Source organism: Bartonella sp. MR63HLJHH (genome assembly GCF_042194155.1).
GTDB classification, from domain to species: domain Bacteria; phylum Pseudomonadota; class Alphaproteobacteria; order Rhizobiales; family Rhizobiaceae; genus Bartonella; species Bartonella grahamii.
Map to the genome: position 1 here is coordinate 132,018 of NZ_JBHIMN010000004.1, position 21,704 is coordinate 153,721.

At 37.6% G+C, this 21,704-nt stretch carries 29 protein-coding genes and 1 tRNA gene; 15 read left to right on the forward strand and 15 right to left on the reverse strand.

Annotated elements, in window-relative coordinates; all coding sequences use genetic code 11:
- The first annotated feature begins 601 nt into the window (after positions 1 to 601).
- Positions 602 to 2,695, forward strand: a complete 2,094-nt coding sequence (locus ACFIKQ_RS04000; protein ID WP_375652850.1) for a S9 family peptidase — start codon at positions 602 to 604, stop codon at positions 2,693 to 2,695.
- Positions 2,696 to 2,778: 83 nt separating this feature from the next.
- On the opposite strand, the gene ACFIKQ_RS04005 is transcribed toward ACFIKQ_RS04000, so the two are convergent.
- Positions 2,779 to 3,381 carry a superoxide dismutase gene (locus ACFIKQ_RS04005; protein WP_375635749.1) on the reverse strand — a complete coding sequence of 201 codons (603 nt, stop codon included), beginning with the start codon at positions 3,379 to 3,381 and terminating at the stop codon, positions 2,779 to 2,781.
- 890 nt (positions 3,382 to 4,271) lie between these two features.
- On the opposite strand from ACFIKQ_RS04005, the gene ACFIKQ_RS04010 reads away from it, so the two are divergent.
- The 3 genes from ACFIKQ_RS04010 (at position 4,272) to ACFIKQ_RS04020 (ending at position 5,145) form a co-directional block, all read left to right on the forward strand.
- A tRNA-Gln gene (locus ACFIKQ_RS04010) sits at positions 4,272 to 4,346 on the forward strand.
- 199 nt (positions 4,347 to 4,545) lie between these two features.
- Positions 4,546 to 4,827 (forward strand): type II toxin-antitoxin system RelE/ParE family toxin, encoded by a 282-nt coding sequence (locus ACFIKQ_RS04015; RefSeq protein ID WP_004865366.1) that lies wholly within the window; start codon positions 4,546 to 4,548, stop codon positions 4,825 to 4,827.
- Between the two features lie 18 nt (positions 4,828 to 4,845).
- Complete coding sequence (locus ACFIKQ_RS04020) at positions 4,846 to 5,145, forward strand: HigA family addiction module antitoxin (protein ID WP_026500666.1); 300 nt, start codon at positions 4,846 to 4,848, stop codon at positions 5,143 to 5,145.
- Positions 5,146 to 5,201: 56 nt separating this feature from the next.
- Here ACFIKQ_RS04020 and ACFIKQ_RS04025 read toward each other — a convergent pair whose 3' ends face one another.
- The 10 genes from ACFIKQ_RS04025 to ACFIKQ_RS04070 form a co-directional block, all read right to left on the reverse strand.
- On the reverse strand, positions 5,202 to 6,242 hold the full coding sequence (locus ACFIKQ_RS04025) for a tyrosine-type recombinase/integrase (protein ID WP_375652851.1): 1,041 nt from the start codon (positions 6,240 to 6,242) through the stop codon (positions 5,202 to 5,204).
- A gap of 2 nt (positions 6,243 to 6,244) precedes the next feature.
- Positions 6,245 to 6,493: a hypothetical protein gene (locus tag ACFIKQ_RS04030; RefSeq protein WP_015857131.1), complete on the reverse strand. Its 249-nt coding sequence runs from the start codon at positions 6,491 to 6,493 to the stop codon at positions 6,245 to 6,247.
- A 75-nt stretch (positions 6,494 to 6,568) separates the two neighbouring features.
- A complete protein-coding gene (locus ACFIKQ_RS04035; RefSeq protein WP_375656011.1) occupies positions 6,569 to 7,012 on the reverse strand; it encodes a hypothetical protein in 444 nt (147 codons plus the stop codon).
- A gap of 132 nt (positions 7,013 to 7,144) precedes the next feature.
- A complete protein-coding gene (locus ACFIKQ_RS04040; protein WP_015856313.1) occupies positions 7,145 to 7,633 on the reverse strand; it encodes a DUF488 family protein in 489 nt (162 codons plus the stop codon).
- Positions 7,634 to 7,702: 69 nt separating this feature from the next.
- Positions 7,703 to 8,326: a lambda exonuclease family protein gene (locus ACFIKQ_RS04045; protein ID WP_375656013.1), complete on the reverse strand. Its 624-nt coding sequence runs from the start codon at positions 8,324 to 8,326 to the stop codon at positions 7,703 to 7,705.
- Position 8,327: 1 nt separating this feature from the next.
- Positions 8,328 to 9,122 carry an ERF family protein gene (locus ACFIKQ_RS04050; protein ID WP_375656015.1) on the reverse strand — a complete coding sequence of 265 codons (795 nt, stop codon included), beginning with the start codon at positions 9,120 to 9,122 and terminating at the stop codon, positions 8,328 to 8,330.
- A 142-nt stretch (positions 9,123 to 9,264) separates the two neighbouring features.
- A complete protein-coding gene (locus ACFIKQ_RS04055; RefSeq protein WP_375656042.1) occupies positions 9,265 to 9,993 on the reverse strand; it encodes a Rha family transcriptional regulator in 729 nt (242 codons plus the stop codon).
- A gap of 14 nt (positions 9,994 to 10,007) precedes the next feature.
- Positions 10,008 to 10,370, reverse strand: coding sequence for an antA/AntB antirepressor family protein (locus ACFIKQ_RS04060; RefSeq protein ID WP_375656017.1), 363 nt, complete (start codon positions 10,368 to 10,370; stop codon positions 10,008 to 10,010).
- 66 nt (positions 10,371 to 10,436) lie between these two features.
- Positions 10,437 to 10,811: a hypothetical protein gene (locus tag ACFIKQ_RS04065; RefSeq protein WP_375656019.1), complete on the reverse strand. Its 375-nt coding sequence runs from the start codon at positions 10,809 to 10,811 to the stop codon at positions 10,437 to 10,439.
- 157 nt (positions 10,812 to 10,968) lie between these two features.
- Entirely contained in the window at positions 10,969 to 11,586 is a 618-nt protein-coding gene (locus tag ACFIKQ_RS04070) for an XRE family transcriptional regulator (protein WP_015856319.1), read from the reverse strand.
- A 109-nt stretch (positions 11,587 to 11,695) separates the two neighbouring features.
- Here ACFIKQ_RS04070 and ACFIKQ_RS04075 point away from each other — a divergent pair, with 109 nt between their 5' ends.
- From ACFIKQ_RS04075 to ACFIKQ_RS04090, 4 genes are all read left to right on the forward strand, one after another.
- Positions 11,696 to 11,947: a helix-turn-helix transcriptional regulator gene (locus ACFIKQ_RS04075; RefSeq protein ID WP_317992695.1), complete on the forward strand. Its 252-nt coding sequence runs from the start codon at positions 11,696 to 11,698 to the stop codon at positions 11,945 to 11,947.
- Between the two features lie 124 nt (positions 11,948 to 12,071).
- Positions 12,072 to 13,142: a DUF1376 domain-containing protein gene (locus ACFIKQ_RS04080; RefSeq protein WP_375656021.1), complete on the forward strand. Its 1,071-nt coding sequence runs from the start codon at positions 12,072 to 12,074 to the stop codon at positions 13,140 to 13,142.
- Positions 13,084 to 13,602 carry a hypothetical protein gene (locus ACFIKQ_RS04085; RefSeq protein WP_375656022.1) on the forward strand — a complete coding sequence of 173 codons (519 nt, stop codon included), beginning with the start codon at positions 13,084 to 13,086 and terminating at the stop codon, positions 13,600 to 13,602. The genes ACFIKQ_RS04080 and ACFIKQ_RS04085 overlap by 59 nt, the downstream gene beginning before the upstream one ends.
- Before the next feature lie 156 nt (positions 13,603 to 13,758).
- Positions 13,759 to 14,085, forward strand: coding sequence for a hypothetical protein (locus tag ACFIKQ_RS04090; protein WP_375656023.1), 327 nt, complete (start codon positions 13,759 to 13,761; stop codon positions 14,083 to 14,085).
- A 49-nt stretch (positions 14,086 to 14,134) separates the two neighbouring features.
- Here the strand turns inward: ACFIKQ_RS04090 and ACFIKQ_RS04095 are convergent, their stop codons facing one another.
- Both ACFIKQ_RS04095 and ACFIKQ_RS04100 read right to left on the reverse strand, forming a co-directional pair.
- Positions 14,135 to 14,428 carry a HigA family addiction module antitoxin gene (locus ACFIKQ_RS04095; protein ID WP_004856691.1) on the reverse strand — a complete coding sequence of 98 codons (294 nt, stop codon included), beginning with the start codon at positions 14,426 to 14,428 and terminating at the stop codon, positions 14,135 to 14,137.
- A 16-nt stretch (positions 14,429 to 14,444) separates the two neighbouring features.
- The gene (locus ACFIKQ_RS04100; protein WP_375656024.1) at positions 14,445 to 14,726 is read right to left on the reverse strand and encodes a type II toxin-antitoxin system RelE/ParE family toxin; all 282 of its coding nucleotides are present in this window, start codon (positions 14,724 to 14,726) and stop codon (positions 14,445 to 14,447) included.
- 188 nt (positions 14,727 to 14,914) lie between these two features.
- On the opposite strand from ACFIKQ_RS04100, the gene ssb reads away from it, so the two are divergent.
- From ssb to ACFIKQ_RS04120, 4 genes are all read left to right on the forward strand, one after another.
- On the forward strand, positions 14,915 to 15,358 hold the full coding sequence (ssb, locus tag ACFIKQ_RS04105; RefSeq protein ID WP_375656025.1) for a single-stranded DNA-binding protein: 444 nt from the start codon (positions 14,915 to 14,917) through the stop codon (positions 15,356 to 15,358).
- A 53-nt stretch (positions 15,359 to 15,411) separates the two neighbouring features.
- Positions 15,412 to 15,906, forward strand: coding sequence for a hypothetical protein (locus ACFIKQ_RS04110; RefSeq protein ID WP_375656026.1), 495 nt, complete (start codon positions 15,412 to 15,414; stop codon positions 15,904 to 15,906).
- Between the two features lie 96 nt (positions 15,907 to 16,002).
- Entirely contained in the window at positions 16,003 to 16,260 is a 258-nt protein-coding gene (locus ACFIKQ_RS04115) for an AbrB/MazE/SpoVT family DNA-binding domain-containing protein (RefSeq protein ID WP_375624257.1), read from the forward strand.
- Complete coding sequence (locus ACFIKQ_RS04120; RefSeq protein ID WP_375636703.1) at positions 16,260 to 16,592, forward strand: type II toxin-antitoxin system PemK/MazF family toxin; 333 nt, start codon at positions 16,260 to 16,262, stop codon at positions 16,590 to 16,592. Before ACFIKQ_RS04115 ends, ACFIKQ_RS04120 begins: the two co-directional genes overlap by 1 nt.
- 192 nt (positions 16,593 to 16,784) lie before the next feature.
- On the opposite strand, the gene ACFIKQ_RS04125 is transcribed toward ACFIKQ_RS04120, so the two are convergent.
- Positions 16,785 to 17,081, reverse strand: a complete 297-nt coding sequence (locus ACFIKQ_RS04125; RefSeq protein ID WP_375636702.1) for a hypothetical protein — start codon at positions 17,079 to 17,081, stop codon at positions 16,785 to 16,787.
- Positions 17,082 to 17,113: 32 nt separating this feature from the next.
- Positions 17,114 to 17,725, reverse strand: a complete 612-nt coding sequence (locus ACFIKQ_RS04130; RefSeq protein ID WP_375656027.1) for a hypothetical protein — start codon at positions 17,723 to 17,725, stop codon at positions 17,114 to 17,116.
- 310 nt (positions 17,726 to 18,035) lie between these two features.
- Here ACFIKQ_RS04130 and ACFIKQ_RS04135 point away from each other — a divergent pair, with 310 nt between their 5' ends.
- From ACFIKQ_RS04135 to ACFIKQ_RS04145, 3 genes are read left to right on the forward strand one after another with little or no spacing between them, the layout of a single operon-like run.
- Entirely contained in the window at positions 18,036 to 18,350 is a 315-nt protein-coding gene (locus tag ACFIKQ_RS04135; protein WP_015856329.1) for a hypothetical protein, read from the forward strand.
- Entirely contained in the window at positions 18,331 to 19,656 is a 1,326-nt protein-coding gene (locus tag ACFIKQ_RS04140) for a PBSX family phage terminase large subunit (protein WP_375656028.1), read from the forward strand. The genes ACFIKQ_RS04135 and ACFIKQ_RS04140 overlap by 20 nt, the downstream gene beginning before the upstream one ends.
- Positions 19,641 to 21,695 carry a portal protein gene (locus tag ACFIKQ_RS04145; protein WP_375652922.1) on the forward strand — a complete coding sequence of 685 codons (2,055 nt, stop codon included), beginning with the start codon at positions 19,641 to 19,643 and terminating at the stop codon, positions 21,693 to 21,695. Before ACFIKQ_RS04140 ends, ACFIKQ_RS04145 begins: the two co-directional genes overlap by 16 nt.
- Positions 21,696 to 21,704 lie beyond the last annotated feature (9 nt).

Here is a 21,704-nt window from a genome sequence, read left to right on the forward strand (position 1 = left end):
CACAAATATAAAAAAATATAGGATAAAATTTATTTATTTTTTTTTGAGAACGTAAAAATAAAATTACTAATTATAAAAATATAATATATAAATTAGTATTTTTTATTTTGAATACTTATAATTTAGTAATTTTATTTTTACTAAATTTTAAATTTGTTTTTATTATTTATATTTATTAAATTTAATAATAAAGAACATACTATATTATAAATAAGACACAACAGCATTACTTATAATATAAAACTATTCATTAAAACGACATAGAATATTTTTATGTTTTATACATTAATAAAAATACTTTAAATATAGTTATTACTTTCTATAAAATTATAAGATTATACTGTTTCAAAAAAAATCAATTCTTTTTCTCATAGTTTAATTGTCTTACCAATCACTTTCATTATAAAAGTGGTATTATATCCCTAGAAAACAATAGCTGTGATATGTAATGGACAGAAAGGTATTAGTTTTAAAAATTATCATGGCGCTATTTTTACAAGTGAATAGAACTTATAGATTTTTACACTTGCATCAATAATTATGATTCTAACATATAAACGAATAAACGAAGCTGTTAACATATTTTAATATAGGATTGTGTATGACCCGCACTTTTGCAATTCCTCCCAAAGCATTTAGAATCACTCATAAGGAAATATATCATGGTATTTTTCGTGATGATCCCTATCATTGGCTACGTGCGTCTAACTGGCAAGATGTTTTTAAAAATCCTAACTGTCTTGATCCAAATATTCGACATTATCTTGAAAAAGAAAATGCTTATCAATCAGCTCAAATGGCTGATACAAAACCATTACGAGATTTGCTTTTTACCGAAATGAAAAACAGGATCCAAGAGAATGATAGTTCTGTTCCTATAAAACATGGTCCTTTTGCTTACGGATTCTCTTATGTTACCGGAGGTCAACAACCGCATTATTTTCGGACACCAAGGAATGGCGGAGAAAAAACCGTTTACCTTAACGGTGATGTCTTGGCAGAAGGCAAAGAATATTTCAAATTTGGTTCAGTTCAAGAATCTCCTGACCATACACATGTGGTATGGACCTATGATGACAAAGGATCAGAATTCTATACAGCTAAAATTCGTAATTTTGAGACATTGTCTGACTGTATGGACATAATTACTGATACATCTGGTCAAATTGTATGGGATGCTAGATCTGAAGGTTTTTTCTATACTAAAATGGATAAAAATCACCGACCTTCAGAGCTCTATTATCACCGATTAAACACTGATCAATCACAAGATAAGCTTATTTTTCGCGAAGACAATCCAGGTTTTTTCTTAGATGTAAGCGGCTCTAAGCTTAATGATATTATTTATATTAATATTCATGATCATGAAACATCAGAGATCTGGTTGATTCCTGCTGAGGCGCCTTTTACTACTCCCCAATGTGTACGGAAACGACAAAAAGGTATTGAATATTCACTTACAGAAGGTGGTGATGTCTTTTATATTCTGACCAATCTAGATAATGCAAAAGATTTCAAAATTATGGTAGCGCCATATACATCTCCACAATCAGAAAATTGGTCTGAGTTTGTCCCACATCAGCTTGGGTGCCTAATATTATCCCATGATGCTTATCAAGATTTTCTTGTCTGGATCGAACGTTTTGAGGGGCTTCCACGTATAAAAGTAATGGAACGTACCACTAAAAAAGTTACTTCCATTGCTTTTACTGAAGAGGCTTATTCTTTAGGTCTACAAGGGGTTGCAGAATATAACAGTCCAACTATTCGTTTTTCCTATTCATCTATGACAACACCTGATCAAGTGTTTGATTATGAGATGAAAAGTCGTAAACGAATGCTTTTAAAAACGCAAATAATTCCCTCTGGGCATAATAAAGATGCATATGTAACACGACGTATTACAGCAATAGCAGACGATGGTGAGAAGATTCCTATTTCACTTTTTTATCACAAAAACACTCCTCTTGATGGTGGTGCGCCTTGTCTTCTTTACGGTTATGGTGCTTATGGAATCTCTATTCCTGCCAGTTTTAATAGTAATGTACTTTCTCTAGTAAACAGGGGGTTTATTTACGCGATTGCTCATATTCGCGGAGGAAAAGAAAAGGGAGTAGAATGGTATGAGAAAGGAAAACATCTCTTTAAGCACAATACATTTACAGATTTTATTGCTTGTGGACGTTACCTTGTAAACAATAAATTCACTTCTCACAACCGGCTTATTGCTTATGGTGGTTCAGCAGGGGGGATGTTGATGGGAGCCATTGCCAATATAGCTCCACAGGATTTTGCTGGAATCGTAGCGAATGTGCCTTTTGTTGATGTCTTAGCGACAATGTTAGATGCTTCATTGCCACTCACACCTCCAGAATGGGCCGAATGGGGGAATCCTCTTGAATCAGAAGAAGATTATAAGCTTATTGCTTCCTATTCACCCTACGATAATGTCAAAGCTCAAAACTATCCCCCTATACTTGTGATGGCAGGATTAACAGATCCTCGTGTAACTTACTGGGAGCCTGCAAAATGGGTGGCAAAATTACGAGACTTAAAAACAGACGATAATGCAATTTTATTACGTATTAATATGGATTCGGGGCACGCTGGTGCAGCTGGACGTTTTTCAAAGCTAGAAGAAGTTGCCTATATCTATGCATATATTCTCAAGATAGCAGGAAAAGGCTGTTGCTAATCCATAATATCTTTGTTTGAAAGTCCCCGATAATTTATTGGATTATAGGGACTTTCATACACTAAAAAAATTATCTAGATAGCTTAAAATTCACATTCTTCATAAAGTTTCAAAACATAGTCCCAATTAATTAAATGGTCTACAAAGGATTCGAGGTACTTCGGTCGAGCATTGCGATAATCAATGTAATAGGAATGTTCCCACACATCGACACCCAAAATAGGTCGAGCATTGTGAATTAAGGGATTTTCGCCATTAGGCGTTTTCATAATTTCAAGCTTGCCATCTTTAACAGCAACCCATGCCCATCCAGAACCAAATTGGGCACTAGCAGCAGCAATAAAATCAGCGCGGAATTTGTCGTAACCACCTAGATCAGTGTCAATAGCTTTTGCTAACTTTTCAGGAAGTTTTTGGCCACCCCCATCTTTTTTCATCCAAAGCCAAAAGTGGTTATGATTGTAATACTGTGCTGCATTATTAAACAAACCAATATTTTTTCCAAAACTTTTTTTAACAATATCTTCAAGGCTTTCATTTTCTAAGCCTAACTCTTTCACAAAATTATTGGTATTGTTAAGATAAGCGAGGTGATGCTTATCATGATGATATTCAAGCGTTTCGCGTGACATATAAGGTGAAAGGGCATCGTAATCATAAGGCAACGGGGGCAATTCAAAAGCCATTAAAAATCTCCTCGATTCTAATTGTTAAGCTTATTTCATAAGTCTAATTTGCCATTTACAGAATTGAAAAGCAAATGTTGAATACCTATTTGTGTGAAATTAATTTTAATATCTCTCTTTTTGTAAAAGAAGCTTTTAGGAAATGTATGCTAATCAATCAAAAAAGGCATTGGTCTATATAAAGATTGTTTCTGAAGATTTTTACATCTATGAACCGATAAAAATATCATTATCTTTTGAATAATAAAGTAAATAGAAATAGCTATTATCCCTCGTTCTTATATCTTTATTTTTTCAAATGCCAGATAAAATATTTTTAATTTTTGCAAAACTCTTCTAACCTATTGGTGTGTCATAGTGTTTGCAATAGAATATTTAAGTGTTATTTTTAGGAGATATTTTTCAATGTGTTTGATTTCATTTTATGGCGCTATTCATGAATAATATAATGTAAAAACCAGTGGACATTATCATCTTTACGCTTAATGAAAGAGCACAGCAACTATCACACACTTTACCAGTTCCCAATATGGTGACAGCTTTTATCTTAATGAAGCAAGATGAGATTGGAATATATCAAGAAAAGTAAATCATATGCTAATTTATTAGATACATGAGTAAACTACGGGATTTTCATTTTCTGTTCCTAAAAAATCAATACAAAGAGCAAAATAATTGGTGGATAAATGGTTTCTACTTGTTTTAAAAGCACAATTGTATATCAGTTCCTGCTACGAATTTGTATTGATGCAATGCCATACAAGACTCAGGCACTTTATGATAAATCAGGCACTTTATGATAAAAAAGTAAGGTCTTTGATTTTCAGATATTGCGTCCAATCACAGGAATCGCTATAAGGTGCAAGAGTCGCTATAAAGCGTGTTTTTTTTGGGGTATAGCCAAGCGGTAAGGCACCGGTTTTTGGTACCGGCATTCCCTGGTTCGAATCCAGGTACCCCAGCCAATGTTTAGTAAAATCAATAGGTTATATAAAAGTTCGGGAATTTTGATTCCGTTGATTCTTTTAACTTATTTTCTACCTATCCCTAACTTTTTTATAGCTTATACCCAATCATTTTATCTAGATAACTGGATTTGCTAGCAGGGCGCTTGACTCTTATTTTTATTGATCGTATAGTGACGATATACGATAAGGGGCGGTAATGGCAATTGTGAGTTTCAAACATAAGGGCTTAAAATTATTTTATACAACAGGTTCTACAAAAGCTATTCAATCAGATCACGTGAAAAAATTACGCGTTATCTTGACGGCTTTAACAAGTGCTACGACGCCTGAAATGTTGAAAGCGCCTGCCTTTAAAATGCATCCTCTTAAAGGTGAACTTACAGGATACTATTCTATATGGGTGAATGGAAATTGGCGTGTTACTTTTCGCTTTATAGGAACAGATGTGGAGCTTGTTGATTATCAAGATTACCATTGATGAAAGGAACGAAAACAAATGATGCATAACCCCGCACATCCGGGCGAAGTTCTAAAAGTAGCTTTCTTAGAAGAAATGGGGATAACAATACAAAAGTTAGCTGATCATCTCCATATGACAAGAGCTTCTCTATCAAGAGTGATTAACGGACATGCCTCTATGAGTACCGAACTTGCAGTGAAATTAGAATTAGCTGGTTTTAGTAAAGCAAAATTTTGGCTGGATATGCAAACGAATTATAATTTATGGCAAACAATGCAACAGACACAACCACCTATTTCTCCTCTGGTTTCTGATGCACCTCAAATGCCGCATTAATTTCATTCATAATTTTGACGGGGCTTTAGTTTGTTTTTTAGCAGCCACTCATTGTCCTAACTTTTTTGAAGTTTTTTGATTGCTTCTATTGCAAGTCGTTTTCTGTCGGCTGTTTTGGTATAGAGGGATGCCATGTTATCTTCTGTCCAGCCAAAAAGCGCTTTCATTTGCGAAACTGTCGCACCAGCATTGGCTGCACGTGTTGCTGCTAATTTTCGCAATCCGTGCGCTGATTTTTTAATACCTGCTGCATTACAAGCTTTACGAAACAGATTACCAAAACTTTCTTTGGTCAGTTTTTTACCTTCTTTACCGCAAATAAATGTTTCATCTCCAATAGGTCCAATTTTAAGTGTTTCTGCAAGTTCAGGCAAAATCGGGAGAAAAACATCTGTTTTAAATTGGCTCTTTTCTGTTTTTAAATGAATAATATTATCTGTTGTGATATCTTTCCAGCCGATACGAACGGCATCACCACGACGTAAACCTGTATATAAAAGGACGTCAATCCATACACGTTCATGTGTACCATGTGACCAACGGTAATAATATTTATCAATATCTTCTTCTAACCATGGTATGAATCCTTCTGCGTTAAAGGATTTTGGCGGCTTTATATTAAAAGCAGGATTTCTATTTAAAAGATCGTTATCAACTGCCCAATTGAAAAGACCATTTAAAGCCGTTAAAAAATGTCTTGCCGCCGCGGGAGTCTCTCGTCTTCTTTCTACTGCGTCAAGAATGTGTTGTTTGTTTATGCTTTTATATGCACGATCACCGATATGTTTAGAAACATTATTCAGAATTCGATATTTAACTTTTTTAGTAGATTCTGATTGATTATGCCATTGCATGCTTTGTAAATACTGATGCAACAACCAATCGAAAGACCCTTCTGTGAGTCTGGTACGCCTCTTTGTTTTGGAGGAGCCATTTTGCGCTTGTTTAATAGCCAGCGTATAATTGTCAACAAATTCTTGCGTTCCATAGGTTCCTTCAATCCGAAACCGTGGTCCATGACCAATACGTACATACCATATAACTTTACCATGGCGTGTACGTTCACGAACAAGATGCGGTGGACGGCGTTTTGGCATGGCTAAAACTTTATACCGTCGACAGAGGGGCAGCTTTTGCTGGTCTCGTAGTCTTCTTGTTCATTTTCAAGCGGTGGAAAATCGTCAATGCTATAAGTATTATCTGTCGTTGTTGGTGTTATGGTTTTATTGATATGAATTAATAATTCTCCTGTAGGTTTGATTTCTATGAGTTCACATCCTTGTTTTTTAGCTTCTCTTAAAGCACGAGCAATAGCTGGTTGCGTGATAGTAGGTGGGCGGTGTGGCATGTTTATTCCCCTTCATTTTAGATGTAATTCTCCCGTGGCGTGAATCACGCTGGTGTTAAAAGTTTGTTTGTGTTGCTAGAAAGGAACGTCGTCCCCTGTTAAGTTTTCTGTCTTTTCCTTGTAAACAATTTTGTAATCGGCATAAATTTGTGCGTCGCCATAAATTCTTGGATTACCATCAATAATTGCATATTTGTAAATTTGTGCGTCCCCAAAAATATCCCCCCCATATACTTTTGCGTTATCATAAACTTGTGCATTGCCATAAACGCGTGCAAAATAAGCAACTTTCGCGTTACCAAACACTTTAGCGCTGTCGTAAACTTCGGCACCACAATAAACCATAGCTTCATTACTAACCCAACAGTCGGCTTCATGACTTAGGTTGTCCTCATCCTCTATAAAGCCCCCAAGGTTACCTTTCTTGACGCCACCAAAATCTCTTAATGCTCTAATTCGGTGAAGCGTAAATCCATCAACTTCAATTGTTTCATCAGTAAGTTCATATTTCTTTTCCATGATTTATTTCCTTGATTTGCGCACAATCCACCCGTAGCGTGAATCATGCATTACTTAAAAGTTGTTAGGAAAGGGCGGGGGTGCTGGGAGGAGAGAGCACCCCCATATGTAAAAAGTTTGTAAGTTTATTTTTTAGATGTGTTCAATTTCATATTTCCAATCAGGCAATTGAGTAAGAGCTAATGCGAGTTGTCCTCTATGGCACATGCATACATTGGCTTCAAAACAGGTGATTGCAACACGCTTTTTATTTAAAAAAATTTGATATAATTTATTTATTGCACAAGAATTATTCTTGAGAGTTGTATTTTGATAATCTTCAAAAAGGCGGTCATAATCTTTTTGTGTTTTCAAATTTCTTCGTTTTTCAGAAGTAATTCCAAGTTCAGGCATATGCATATATTCAATATCAATGTTGCTTACAGCTTGCTCTAATTGTCTTTTCGAAAATCCCTGTTTTCTACTTATTGGATTTTTACGAACATCACATAAAGTTTTGATATTGTTTTCTATGAGACAACTAAGATAATTCTCAAGGGACCTACCTTCATAGCCAATGGTAAAAAAACAAAATTCCTCATCTTTAGCAGGCTGTATGATAATATGTTTGGTGTTACACACGTTTAATTTCCTTGGTAAATGGGTGGGGGTGCTTAAGCAAGAGGAGAAGGAGAGAGCACCCCCATAGGTTTAAGCAGCTTTTGCCAAAATCTTTTGCATCTCTTGTTCTATTTCCCCTAAAAAGATTTCGACCGCTTTATTAATCTCTTCAATGTATTTCTCATCACGGAGGACGCGTTTGACTTTCATTCTCAAACCAGTAGATTTGCCTACAAAGTTTGGATTATAGCTAATGAAATCACACCATTTTCGTCCTGTACAAGCCATTTGGAATTGCATTTGTGCGATATATTCAGGCTTGATTTCGTCATAAATAAAAAAACGAAGATGAGTCGTTGATTGTGGACATTTGACTTCGATTAAACCGTCCTCTCCAATGAACCCATCAGGACTTGCACCAGCCATTTCCATTTTTGGGTGTGAAATAAAACCGCATCTTGTGACTTCTGCGTCATAAATGAATTCATATTCTCTCAAGGCATTCTCTTCATGTTCAATGCCCCATTGCATAGCAGGTGTTGTATAAGATTGGCTTATTTCCTCTATTAAGCGTTCTGCCATGAGTTTCGTTTTGTAGTCTTCATATTTGCTTGTAGGCAAACCTTTTGCTGTCTTACTGAGTATGTTGTAAACGTTTGAAGCAGTGACTTTTCCTAGCCTTGCTTGAAACCATTCTGCTGTTCTTTGTTTCATCTCACACCGCCGTTTGTTGCTCTTGTGGCGTTGCTATATCGGCATCTTGTATAGTAGAATCTGTTTCCACCTTTTGCTTGTTTTGTTTCTTTTTCAAAAGATGCAATACCGTTTGTGCTTGTCCTTCAGACATATCGTCAAGCTTTTTGACGTCGAAATGAGCAAGTATTTTTTCTTCTTCTGCTTGGGTTTGTACTATGAGTCTTCTGATTTCATTGATCTGTTGTGGAAAAGCCTTTTTAATAGGTGTGTTCCCATCCGTATCATCATCTTCACTCACGACATTAAGAAGCATGCCTAACAGATATCTGCGTGCGTATGTGATTGCAGAACCAACCGATTGTATATTTGACTTGCATCCTTTCGTGTCATAAGGAAACTTTCCTTCTGTTGAGATTTTATTTCCAGACGGATGCGTCAAAGTCATTTCTATAATTATATTGTCTGAACTCTGTTCTTTGATACGAGAAAACAAAGCAAAACGGTGTTTTGCAAGAGGCTTCTTTACAGCATCAATGTACTGGTCAAGGGTTGCATATTGGCTGTTTGTATGGGTGTTTGTAGAGTTTTTTTGTATTTTTTGATATTCCGTTTGCATATTCGAAAGATCACTGGCAAATCTTTCGTAGTTTTGTCGTTCTATTTCTTTTTCTCGTAAGGCAATGAGACGCTCAAGACGGTCCATATCGACGTCATTTTCTAAGGCTCTGTTTAAAATACGTTCCATAGCAGTTTGTTTAACCGCTAAGTGATGCGTTTCTTCAATTTCTGTTAGGTTAGTGTTTTGTTCACTCATCTTGATTTCCTCCTATTTGAGCGCAATTCCCCCGTGGCGTGAATCACGCTTATGTTTAAAATGGTTGTTTGTGTGGTTAGAAACGGCTTATAGAGATACTATAAGATTAGTCGTTCGTATTTCTTTTCCATGATTGTTGCTCTTAATGCATGCTTTGTCTTTTAAGCTCTTGAGACAGCACACCAATTCCTTTTGCTGTGATTTTTGCGCAAGGAATGACTTTTTCTATTCCACTTGCGGTTTGAAGTGTGATGGTTGGACAATCCATAAGTTTCTTTTGGATTTTGTCTTGATAAGGAAGCAAATTTCCACCTGCTGCACGCCGGTAAACCCAACCTTTTTTCTGTAAGAAGAGAATGAACTGTTTTGGTTGCATCTCGAGTATTTTAGCGGCTTCTGTAAGACCGAAGAGTCCGTCATGACGCTGTAAGCTTTCAAGAGCCATTGCCTTTGGTGTTAAATCTTCAATGATGGTGTCTTTTTGATCTATTTGACCTTGTAGGTAATTCAAAAAGCCAATCATAGCCTTTGGACTTGAGTAGTCGATTTGTGGTGTTACTGCTTGCTTTTCCAATTCTTGCCAACGGTCTATAATCCTAGCACGTAATGTCATGCTGTAACCCGAAACTAAGATAAGGCATTCACGTTTAGGAAGGTTGTAACAGTTTTGGGTCTTACCCTGTTTATCTAAATAGGTGGATCCAAATTTGGATTGACCCCCTTCAGGATATAATTCTCCTAACATTTGTCGAATATCACGCATAATATGCGCATGTTGCTTACCGCATAACTCTGCAATTTCACGACTAGACATGGTTGGAACAGTTGTGTTTTGAAAATTGTTTTCAGGTATTGTAATAAAGTTTCGCATCATCACCCCCTTAATTAAGAAAAACACAAGGTTTGATATAATATTCTGCCATAGTTTCTATGACGTTCTGCTTGAGCAATTTTCCTTGCTGCGTGAATTTTGAAATAATGATTATCGGTTTTATCTGTTTCTATTTCAGATTTTGGACAAATCTTCTGTCTGTTCCATTCTTGTTTTGTAAAAACAAAATCCATGCCTTCTTTTAGATCAAGCTTTTCAACACAATCATTAAACCAAGTGGAAAAATCTTGTTTCAAATGTAAGTACCTATGCATTACATGGGCATTGACCATTTGGACATAACCGATTTTGTTGTCTACCTCGTTTTCAGGCGTGAGATATCCTTCACTATGAATATGATTATCATGTGTGTTCATAAGTTTACTCTAATCAATTATTGATGGGAAAAGGGGAGGCGCTTTTAAAAGCGCCCTTCAGAATTTTTAAAGCACATCACAAGGACGCAAACGGTGTTGTTGTTCGTAGGTACCGTAAATCTCATCATTATATTTTTCGTCTGCTAAATCAGATAAAAGATCGTGGTAAGCATCACTTTCACGTACAAAGTCATGAACTTTACTATCCTCATGGAGATGTTCGATATTTTCTTTTACATATGCTTCTGCAATTTCTTCAGAGATATCTTCACAATTATTCTCAGAAGGATTTATACGAAAGATTTGGATTGCATCATCTACCTCATCAACAATGCTTAGAATTTGGCTTGCATCAAGTGGTCCAGACTCTGCAATGTGTTGATCTTTATCGTAGGCAACTAATAAAATTTCATTGGAATTTATAAGAATTGGATTTTCCATAATTTCTCCTCCCTAACGCCTCTTGGCAATTGTTTGTGCGTGGTTTGTATAATTACTTATATAACTATAATTATAAAATATCAAGCAAAAAATTATAAAAAGTTATATTTTTTATAAAAAATATTATAATATCTTGCTGAATAAGAGGGGAGGATAATTAGCGATAAGTCCGAATCATCTTGCTGTAAGAACTTATTGGCAAAATAGCAAATATCTCTCCAACCCACACAATTTTAACATTCTTAATAGGTAAGGCATTCCAAGAAAGCAGATCTATTTCACCATTCATTCCCCTGCTAATCTGCTTTATATATCTTTTATTATCATGTGTTAAAATAACGGCTTCTTTGCCAAAAAAGGATTCTATTGTTTTAATTTGGCGCCGTCTTACGATAACCATATCTCCATCTTTATAGGCTGGAATCATAGAATCTCCTTTAACTTCAAAAGCAACCATATCATCAGGTAAAGCAAAAGGAATTTCTACTTGTTCAAGACCATCTTCAGGGATTTGTTCAAAACTTGGATCTATCTGTGTTCCTGCTCCTATATACCCCATAAGAGGAACAAAAGTTGTGAAGTGATTATCCCCTTTTAGTTCTTTATATAATTCTAAAATGGCATCTCGATTAGAGCCGCGTGGATCAGAATCTTTTAACCACTTAGACACTGAAGCTTGTGTTACGTTTAGCCGTTTGGCTACATCTTCTTGCGTTAAGTTAAACTCGGTCAAAATCTTTTTTAATGTGCTTATGATATTAGATTTATTACTCATACTTCTGCTTACCTTATTTTTTTATCGTTGATAAAGATAATTTTCATTGACTTTATATAACTATAATTATATGAATAAAATAAGACAAAGCTGTAATTGGAGCTTGTAAATGGATCAACGAGAAGATTTTAAGAATTTGACTAAGTCAATACGGGGCAAATTTAATTGGACACAATCAGAAATGGCGAAAATGCTTGGTGTAACTCAAGCAGCTGTTTGCAAGTGGGAAAAAAGAGGATCTATCTCCGTAATAAATTATCTCAAGCTGCAAAAGTTGAAGGATAGTTCTAGCCCTATGCCTGCTTTTACTACTTCTCCTACAGATAATAATGAACATCAACAGCACCATTCACACTCTTAAACAGGCAAAAATAAAGAGATCAAATTAATAGATTACGCGCCACCATGCGCACGCATAAATACGCAACAGCCTTAAGGGGGGATTATGATCACTAATTTATATTTAAAGAAAGAAGGGGATGCGCATGTCTAATGGTATGCCATGGATAAGATTCCATTTGTATGACTGGATAAGTGGTACAAATGGAATGACATCTGAACAACGGGGGGTTTATATAACCCTTCTCGTTTGCATGTATGAAAAAAAAGAACCACTTAAAACAGATTTTCAAACGCTTGCACGCGTTTGTCATTGTTCGCAGAAAAAATTTGCAGCTATTGTCGAATATCTCATGAGAAATAATAAACTTGTTGAGACAGATAATGGGTTGTGGAATACGCGCGTTGAAGAAGAGCTAAACGATTTTGCTGATAAAAAAGAGCACATATCGCAAGTTCGTAGTGAGGCTGGTAAAAAAGGTGCACAAGCAAAAAATAATACAAAACAACATGTTAATAATTTTGCTGAAGCAAATGCTAAGCAAAATGAAGCAAATGCTAAGCAAAATCAAGCTATAAAGAACCAGAATAAGAATATACATAAAAAAACTAAAACTATCGTTTTAGCAAAAAAAGAAATTGGTTCTGAAAGTTTAGAAACAATCGATTTGGTTGATGAGCCAACTGAGGTTGCTGCTGTTGAGACCACATCAGAGCAAATCACAACATCATCAGACAACCAACCTCCCATTCACGAGCAAGAGAACGTTTCCCAAAAAGCAAAACGAGCGCAAGCTAATCGCGGTTGTCGATTGCCTACGGATTTTGAACCCGATTACGATTTTGCAATCGAAGAGGGCTTGCCGGCAGAGCGAGTCAAAGTCGAAATCGCAAAGTTTCGAGATTATTGGCGTTCAAAAACCGGAGCAAATGCAACCAAAATCGATTGGCAAGCAACGTGGAGAAACTGGGTGCGAAAGGCTATCGAGGATTTAGAAAAAACAAAAAACACGAACAACAATGGTGGAAACAATGGAAATTACACTCAAAAGCAAAAAAGCATTGGGGAACGTATCGCAGACAGTCTCCTTGATATCGGAAATCGAGGGTACTTTGAAGCACATTCATGCGATGATACCCCTGAGAGGTCCATTTATTTTGAAGGAAGGCAGCCAATTAACGAAACAGCAGGAATCGATTGCTTTAGAGGCTGGTGATCAATTGCAAGAGCTCTTCGCAGTGAAAGCAGGTAAAGAGGATATAGCAAAAGCTATTCGCATGCTGTCGTGTGGTTTGAAAATAGCACAACAATCAGACCATGAGGGAATGGCGTTGACCTATGGAATGGTTTTGGAAAATGTCTCTGCATGGTCACTGATGACAGTGGTCAAACGGATTTTATGTGATGAAATAAATTGTTTATCCGATACGTTTTTTCCGAGCACGCGTGAACTTGTCAGGTTGTGTCGTGATTTGGAAAACGATCTTTTGAGAAAAGCCAATTTTGTACGCAATGCTGTTTTGAGATTCCGTGAAAAGGAGTTGAAAGAACAAGCAGCGAAAGAGTATTCAACGCCTATAACGCTTGTTCACAAGCAAGAGCTTGAAGAGACTTTAAATGGCATTGGTGGGATAATGAAACGCTTTGGTCCACAGCAAAGTAGTGAAAAGTGCTGATCATTTTGGGATTGGATATGTATTTAAATCGATAAAAAGGTACCATACAAAGCGATTTAAAGATTTTACGATGAAAACCATATCTGCAGTACAAAACGCTCTGTATGGTCAAATTTAAGGTAAATAGACCAATTGGTAAAATTATGGACTAAAAACATGAGAATATTAAAAGACCTGTTCTTAAAAAAGCGTAAACAGCCAATGAAAAAAGAGTTTGTTGCAACAGCTGTTGGTTATGTTCCTTGGGGGGACGGAGCAGAGGAGTATTTTTACAACCTCTATGAATATGAAGATGGCACAAGAGAGTGTGAAAAGTTTGATGGCGGACAGTATTATACCACACCAGAAAATGCGGATTTTAGTACCAAAGCGCAAGTGAAAGCATGGGTTTACGGTGGTGCTATTCCGAAAAGCGTTCTCAATTACGAACCTCTTATAGACGAGATCAATAAAGGCGTAAAAAAACTATCAGAAGTTGCTTGATTTTAAAGAATATGACCTCTAGGTATGAAGAAAGATGGACTAAGTCTTTTTAAAGATGCCCTACTTGCTCTAAAGGTGAAATATGTGGGATTGGGCTGTTATGCCGAGCTTGCCACAAATCATGCTTTTGTTGCAATTTAAGCCAGAATTCCGCATCATTTAAACCCGCTTTTTCTAACCGTAAAGCTAAATTAATGCTAATCGCTGCATGGCAGTTTAAGACGCGGGATAAAGTTAAACGTGCAACGCCAAGACGATTTGCAGCTTCTGTTACTGTTAACCCTAATTCATCAAGCAATTCTTCTTTCAAAATGCCGCCAGGGTGTGGAGGATTGTACATCATAATAACACCTCAAAACTCAATGGTAATCTTGATAATCAACCAGTTCAACGTCTGTCCCAATGAAACGAAAGGTAACACGCCAATTTCCATTGACACGCATTGACCAGTAACCTTTTAAATCGCCCGTAAGCGCATGTAGACGATACGATTTAAGAGTAACTTGTTCAGGCGCGGATATTGTATCTAAAATTACTAAAATGTTTGCTAATTTTTTAGCATGCGCGGGTTGTATGCCTTTGAAGACTCCTCTTTCAAAGAATAATTTCAACCCTTTATGCTTAAAACTAACGATTGCCATATATACCCTCTTGATACTTGATACTATACACCATGCATTTATGTCAATTGATTATTTATCAAAGAGCGCTTTAAGAGATAATTTTATATGTTAAAAAACAATAATATCCTTTTGAAATAATTGAAAAAATATGCAAATCATGCTAGGATTTTGTATGTATTAAAATACAAATTTAAGGTAAGAAAAACATGCTAAATAAAGTGATGTTAATCGGGCGTTTAGGTGCTGATCCCGAAAGCAAAACAATGAATTCTGGAGCTGAGGTGGTCAATTTTCGTATGGCAACTTCTGAAAGCTATACGGATAAAAATACTCATCAAAAAGTAGAGAAAATAGAATGGCATTCCGTGGTGATTTTTAATCCACATTTAGCAAAAATTGCACTTCAATATCTAAACAAAGGTTCAAAGGTTTACATAGAAGGAAAATTACAGACACGCAAATGGCAAGATAAAAATGGGCATGACCGTTACACAACAGAGATTGTCTTGCCACAATACAAAGGCGAGTTGTATTTGCTTGATACAAAGAAAGAGCAATCTGCCCCTTCATCTATTACTTCTCAAAATTATGCTATCGCTTCAGGTGCTGCTGATCATAGTACATCTCTTAATGACAGCATACCATTTTGATTGATAAAATATGGCAAAGAGAAACATGTGGGCTTCCACAGATTAGGGGATGTATGAAAAAGAAAGATGCTTACATTTCACAAGTGAAAGTACGTCAAGATCCTGTTAATCAATTGGCAATTGAAATGCGTGCCAAACGCTTTGGTTTGACGATTGAAGAGGCTAAAAATCCGCTTGCTGGTACTTATGTTGGGCGGCTGTGTTTGCAAGGCGTGCTTACTCAAGACCAGTATGATGCTGCGCAAAAATATCTTGAAGTGAAAAATGACTATTTGTGTGCAAAAGGTTTACCAAGCGCTGTTTATGATGAAATACCATCATCTTCTGATGACAAAGCAAGAGAAAAATGGGTTGAATTTACAACAGAACAGTTTTCTAATATGCAAGAGGCGATAAAAGAAACACAACATCTCTATAGACAGTATAATCTTTATGCAGCAATACAATATATTGTTGTCGAAGACCAAACATTACCACATCTTGTGAATTCATTGCGGGTCGCTCTTAACGCGCTTCATAAATATTTTGACAGAAAAACTAAATGGTAAATGTTTTATTGTTCTTTTTCCATAAAAGCATGAAAAGCTCTTGAAGAATATGCATTAGAATGTTATATTTTTATATAATATTAAAGGGAGTGTTTTATGCACACAACAAAATTACGTAAAGTTGGAGGGTCTGTTATGCTCTCTATACCGCCCGCATTGCTTGATGTTCTTCATCTTTCTGAAAACACGCAAGTGGGTTTGGCTATTGACAATGGACAATTGGTTGTAAAACCACAGGCATTCCCTAGCTATACTCTTGAAGAATTGTTAGCGCAATGTAATCCTTCAGATGATTTTGCGGATGGTGATATGGAGTGGTTTGATGCCAAACCTGTTGGCAGAGAGCTCTTGTAATGAAGCGGGGCGAAATTTGGTTTGTATCGCTTGACCCAACTTCTGGTTATGAGCAAAAAGGAACGCGTCCTGTACTGGTTGTGTCACCGGAGGCGTTTAATCGTGTCACAAAAACACCAATTGTCTTACCTATTACAAGTGGAGGAAATTTTGCGAGAACCGCAGGGTTTGCTGTTTCATTAGCAGGAACAGGATTACATACTACAGGTGTGATACGTTGTGATCAACCACGAGCTCTCGATATAGCAGCGCGTCAGGGAAGGAAAATGGAAACAGTTCCCCCCATGATTATGAATGAAGTGCTTGCCAAGCTATCAACATTTCTAACATAGTTTTTTTATGCATCTTTAAGAACGATGCTAAAGTAAGCAATGTGACGTGAAACGTTTCTCTGTATAACGCCTTGTAAAAGACTAAGGAAAATAATTCATTCTATTGTACGCAGAAGTGCCTCTTTTTGTTTCTAAAAATAAGAAAGATATGAAGTATTTGTTTTGTTTTATGATTTTTAGTATTTTTATTCTTCACTTATAGCTATTACAATCAACATCTTGAAATTTATCATAACCATAGTAATCTTTATGTTGCTGTTTTAACATTTTACATAGATTGTATCGATTAATATCAAATTTTTCGAGCACTTCGTTTGGAAGATCATATAAATTTCGAGGACCAACATCAAACATATCAACTGCATCAGCTAGGTTATTTGGAATGCGGTTCTCATCTGCATCTGATTTTTGTCCGCAGTTGGTAAGAAAAAGCACACTGATTACTATGATTAATAAGTAACTTATTTTTTTTGCTGATAAATAATTCATTATTTCTTTTATGGCTGGAGTTTAAGTATATATTAAAGATTAAGAGTTTTCTTAATAAGGTGATCCATCTTATCAATTTCATTGCTTAGTGCATCAATCATGTTATTTACTTTTTCAATATTCTGATGAAGTTCAAAAAATTGTGCCTCATAATTCAACACATCAGATGTGTGCTTAGACTTAGATGCTTTTGCCATGGCTTGAAGCACTATGTGCCGCTTTTGAACAAGGCTAAAAATGGATTGTATTGTCTCATGTCTTGCTTTGATTGCTTTATTTCGTGTATGAATTATAGTGTACAATCCATAATTCTTTTGTTGATCCTGTCTTGGACTCATATTGAGTAGTTTTATAGTCAGGGCATCCTGTTCTTGAGCTATTGTTTCCCACTCATTGAGGGTAATTTCTAGAAACTTCTGTGTGTCATTCCATCCCCTTTCCGCATTTTCTTTTGCATCTTTTTCTAGGTTCAGTTTTTCAATTATTTTAGAACAAAATAATTCATTTATACTGGCATAACCATGTGCCGTTAGCAAAAGATATGCCATAAAAAACGCAATCGTTAATATGTTCTTTTTGAATACAAATATTTTTGTAAATGTCTTTTTAATTCTGCATAAATCTGCTTTTTTGAGAAATAACATTAATGCCCCCCGCTTTTTGCTAATCAATAACTTTGTGCTTCCGTATAATTGATTCGTTTAGATGATACAATTTTGAGTGGTTGGTTGTTAAAGACACTAGATTTAGGTGAAAAAGATAAAAAATACACAATATAGTGATTTTTTTTGTTGACAGGATATGAAAAATAGTGTTTTATGGCGTTGCTGTACTAGTCGAATTGCGTCTAGAATTACGGTAAAGGTATAACCTTTCTTATAAGTTTATATGATTGTTCAGAGCCCTGCTTTTGCGGGGTTTTTTTTATTGTCTTGTTTACAAAAAGAAACACACATGAAAACCACTGAAAAACTTGCAAAAAGAACGCCCCCAAAGGCAGGTCAAGGGCGGGTAAAAGGCGTGCCAAATAAAACGACACGTATTTTGAAAGAAGCAGTGCTTAAGGCAGCAGAGCGCGCTGGTAAGAAATATGGTGATGATGGTTTGATCTCTTATCTCGAAAAACAGGCAATCAAATGCCCCGCTGCTTATTTGGCATTGTTGGGGAAGATTTTGCCTCTTCAAGTGACAGGGGAAGATGGGGGAGCCATTAAGATGATAACGCGTGTAGAAATCGCGCCTTTGGTCAATGACAACACGACAGATTAATATTGTTCCAAAGCTTATACCGATTTTTACAGGTAAGGCTTTGGTGCGAGCGGCTTGGGGAGGAAGAGGGTCTGGAAAGACAAGATCATTTGCCTTGATGGCTGCTTTAAAAGGCTATCAATTTGGTAGGGAAGGGATATCAGGCACTATCCTTTGTGCACGGCAGTTTCAAAACTCGCTAGCAGAAAGTTCATTGGAGGAGATTAAACGTGCCATTGAAGCGCATGACTTTTTAAAGGACTATTACAAGGTTGGGGAGTCGTCGATTAAGTCTATAGATGGTCGTATAGCCTTTCAGTTTTCTGGTCTTGACCGGAATATTGCAAGTATCAAATCCATGGGGCGTATTTTGCTTTGTTGGGTTGATGAGGCAGAGCCCGTTACAGAGACAGCTTGGCAAACGCTTATACCGACTTTGCGAGAAGAAGGAGAAGGATGGCGGGCAGAGTTATGGGTGACATGGAATCCATTGCGAGAGAATGCTCCCGTTGAGAAGCGGTTTCGCTTTTCAGACAATGAGGCAATCAAGCGTGTTGAGATCAACTGGTCAGACAATCCGAAGTTTCCGAAGATTTTGAATGAAGCGCGATTGGATGATCTGAGAAACCGTCCAGAGACCTATAAGCATATCTGGGAAGGGGATTATCTGAAAGCGGTTCAAGGCGCTTATTATCAAAAGGAAATGTTGGCAGCCGAGCAAGAGGGGCGGATAGGGCGTGTTGCTCGTGACCCCTTGATGCAGATACGCGCCTTTTGGGACATTGGGGGCACGGGTGCTAAGGCAGATGCAACAGCGATATGGATAGCGCAATTTGTTGGTAGAGAGATCAGAGTGCTTAATTATTATGAAGCACAGGGACAGCCGTTATCAGAGCATATAGGCTGGTTGCGTCAAAATGGCTATGAGAAAGCATTGATGGTTTTGCCCCATGATGGTGCGACCAGAGACCGTGTGCACAATGTGAGTTTTGAGAGTGCTTTAAATGATGCGGGTTTTGAAACGCAAGTGATCCCTAATCAAGGGGCAGGCGCTGTGAAAATGCGTATAGAGGCGGTGCGGCGTATTTTGCCGTCTGTTTGGTTCAATGAAGAGATGACGGTAGCAGGGCGCAAAGCACTGAATTGGTATCACGAGAAATGGGATGAGAAGCGCGGCATTGGTTTGGGTGCAGAGCATGATTGGTCGAGCCATGGGGCGGATGCCTTTGGTTTAATGTGCATTGTCTATGAAGCACCCAGTGTCAAACCCAAGCAAGAGCGTTATTGCACTATGGAAAGAGAAGCGGCATCATGGATGGCATTCTAGATCAAGACTTTCAAAAAACGACAATCCTCGATGAATATGAAATCTATAAGCGTTTAAAGTCTTGGTACGCAGAAGATATTGAACATGTTAATGAATGGCGTGAACAGGCGCGTGAAGATTTTGATTTTTATAATGGTCGTCAATGGGCAGAGGAAGATCTTGCGGTTTTAAAAGAGCAACGCCGTCCTGTCATGACTTTTAACCGCATTGCACCCCTTGTGAATGCTATTGTTGGGGCGGAGCGTAATAATAAGCGCGAAGTACAGTTTCAACCACGGCAAATGGGAGCAGCAATACCCAATGAATTGCTTACTGGAGCAGCAGAATGGTTTCGTGATGAGGCAGAGGCGGAATATGCCGATTCCGATGCTTTTCAGGATATGGTTATTTGCGGTATGGGCTGGACAGATACGCGGCTTGATTATGATACAGATCCCGAAGGGATACCTGCTGTTCAACGTTTAGATCCCTTAAAAATGGTTTGGGATGCCAATGCTGTAAGACCAAATCTCATTGACGCACAGCGTATGTGGTATGTTGATCGCAAATCCGTTGAGGATGCTAAAAGTCTTTTTCCTGATGTTGCTGTTGAAGATCTTAACGCCGATTGGGCTATCGATAGTACAACCGCTTCTGAGGATTCTCATGTGTCGCTTGATGCGTATCATGATGACTCCAATGCGTCTTCTCTCTCAGAGCCGTGTTCTGGGAAACGCTATGTTACGCTGGTTGAATGCCGTTGGTTTGAATATGAGACCACTTACAAGGCGCCTGACCTTCAAACAGGTCAGATGCGCAACTATAGCAAACGGGAGTTTGAACAGCTTCAAAGGGTAATGCCACAACTACAAGGGGTGTGTTTTAATAAAAAAGTGGTGAGACGCGCTTTTCTGGGACGACGTCTTTTAGCAAAGCCAGATAAGCCATTAGCACCTGATGGGCAACTTGGGTGGGAGTGTATCACGGGCACGCTGGATAAGCTTAAAAACCAGTTTTACGGGATTGTTCGCCCCGCAAAAGACCCACAAAAATGGTCGAATAAATATTTTAGCCAAGTGATGTATATCCTTAATAGCCAGTCTAAGGGCGGCTTGATGGCAGAACGAGGCGCTTTCGATGATGATCGCCAAGCCATGGAAAGCTGGGCGCGAACGGATACGATTACTTGGGTTAAAAATGGTGCGCTTACAGGAGGGAAAATTCAACCAAAGCCAAGTGCACAATTTCCCAATGGTTTTTTCCAGCTGTTTAATGAATCGCGTGAAGCGATAACGCATGTAACAGGGTTATCGGCCGAGTTTATTGGAACACGGGAGGTCAACCAAGCCAATGTGCTGGAAAATACACGCCGGCAATCAACGCTTAATTTGCTTGCGGGGCTGTTTGATAATCTCAAGCTTTATCGGTGTAGGCAGGGAAAGATTATCCTTTATCTCATTCAGAATTATCTCTCTGATGGGCGTCTGGTACGTATTTCTGGACAAGAGAATGCCCAATATGTGCCGTTGACGCGTGAAGCTGTTACGACGCTTGAGTATGACATTATTGTTGATGATTCACCGACAAGCCCCAATGAAAAAGAGAAAACTTTTGCGGCAATTACGCAGATGTTGCCGTTGCTTGGTGGTTTCTTAACACCGGAGATGATTCCAGATCTTTTAAAGCTTTCCCCACTACCGGCAACACTTGTGGCAAGTTTAACCGCAAAGGCGCAGCAAGCACAACAAGAACAACAGCAACAGCAAATGATGCAACAAAGTCAAGGGGCGCAATTAACTCCAGAGCAACAAGCAAAGATTGCTGTTTTACAGCAAGAAGCACAAGCAAAGAGCACACTCTATCAACTTGATGCGCAGCAGAAACAAGCGGCATTGCAGCAGAAAAATATCGAACTTTTCTTGAAACAAGAACAAGCGCGGATGCAGCTTGAATTGCAACAGGCAAAAAATGAGATAGCGCAGCGTGATTTAGAACGCAAAGCTTTACAGGCACAGTTGGAACACTATCGAGTTTTGACAAAAAATATAATAGCACATTGAAGGGACAGA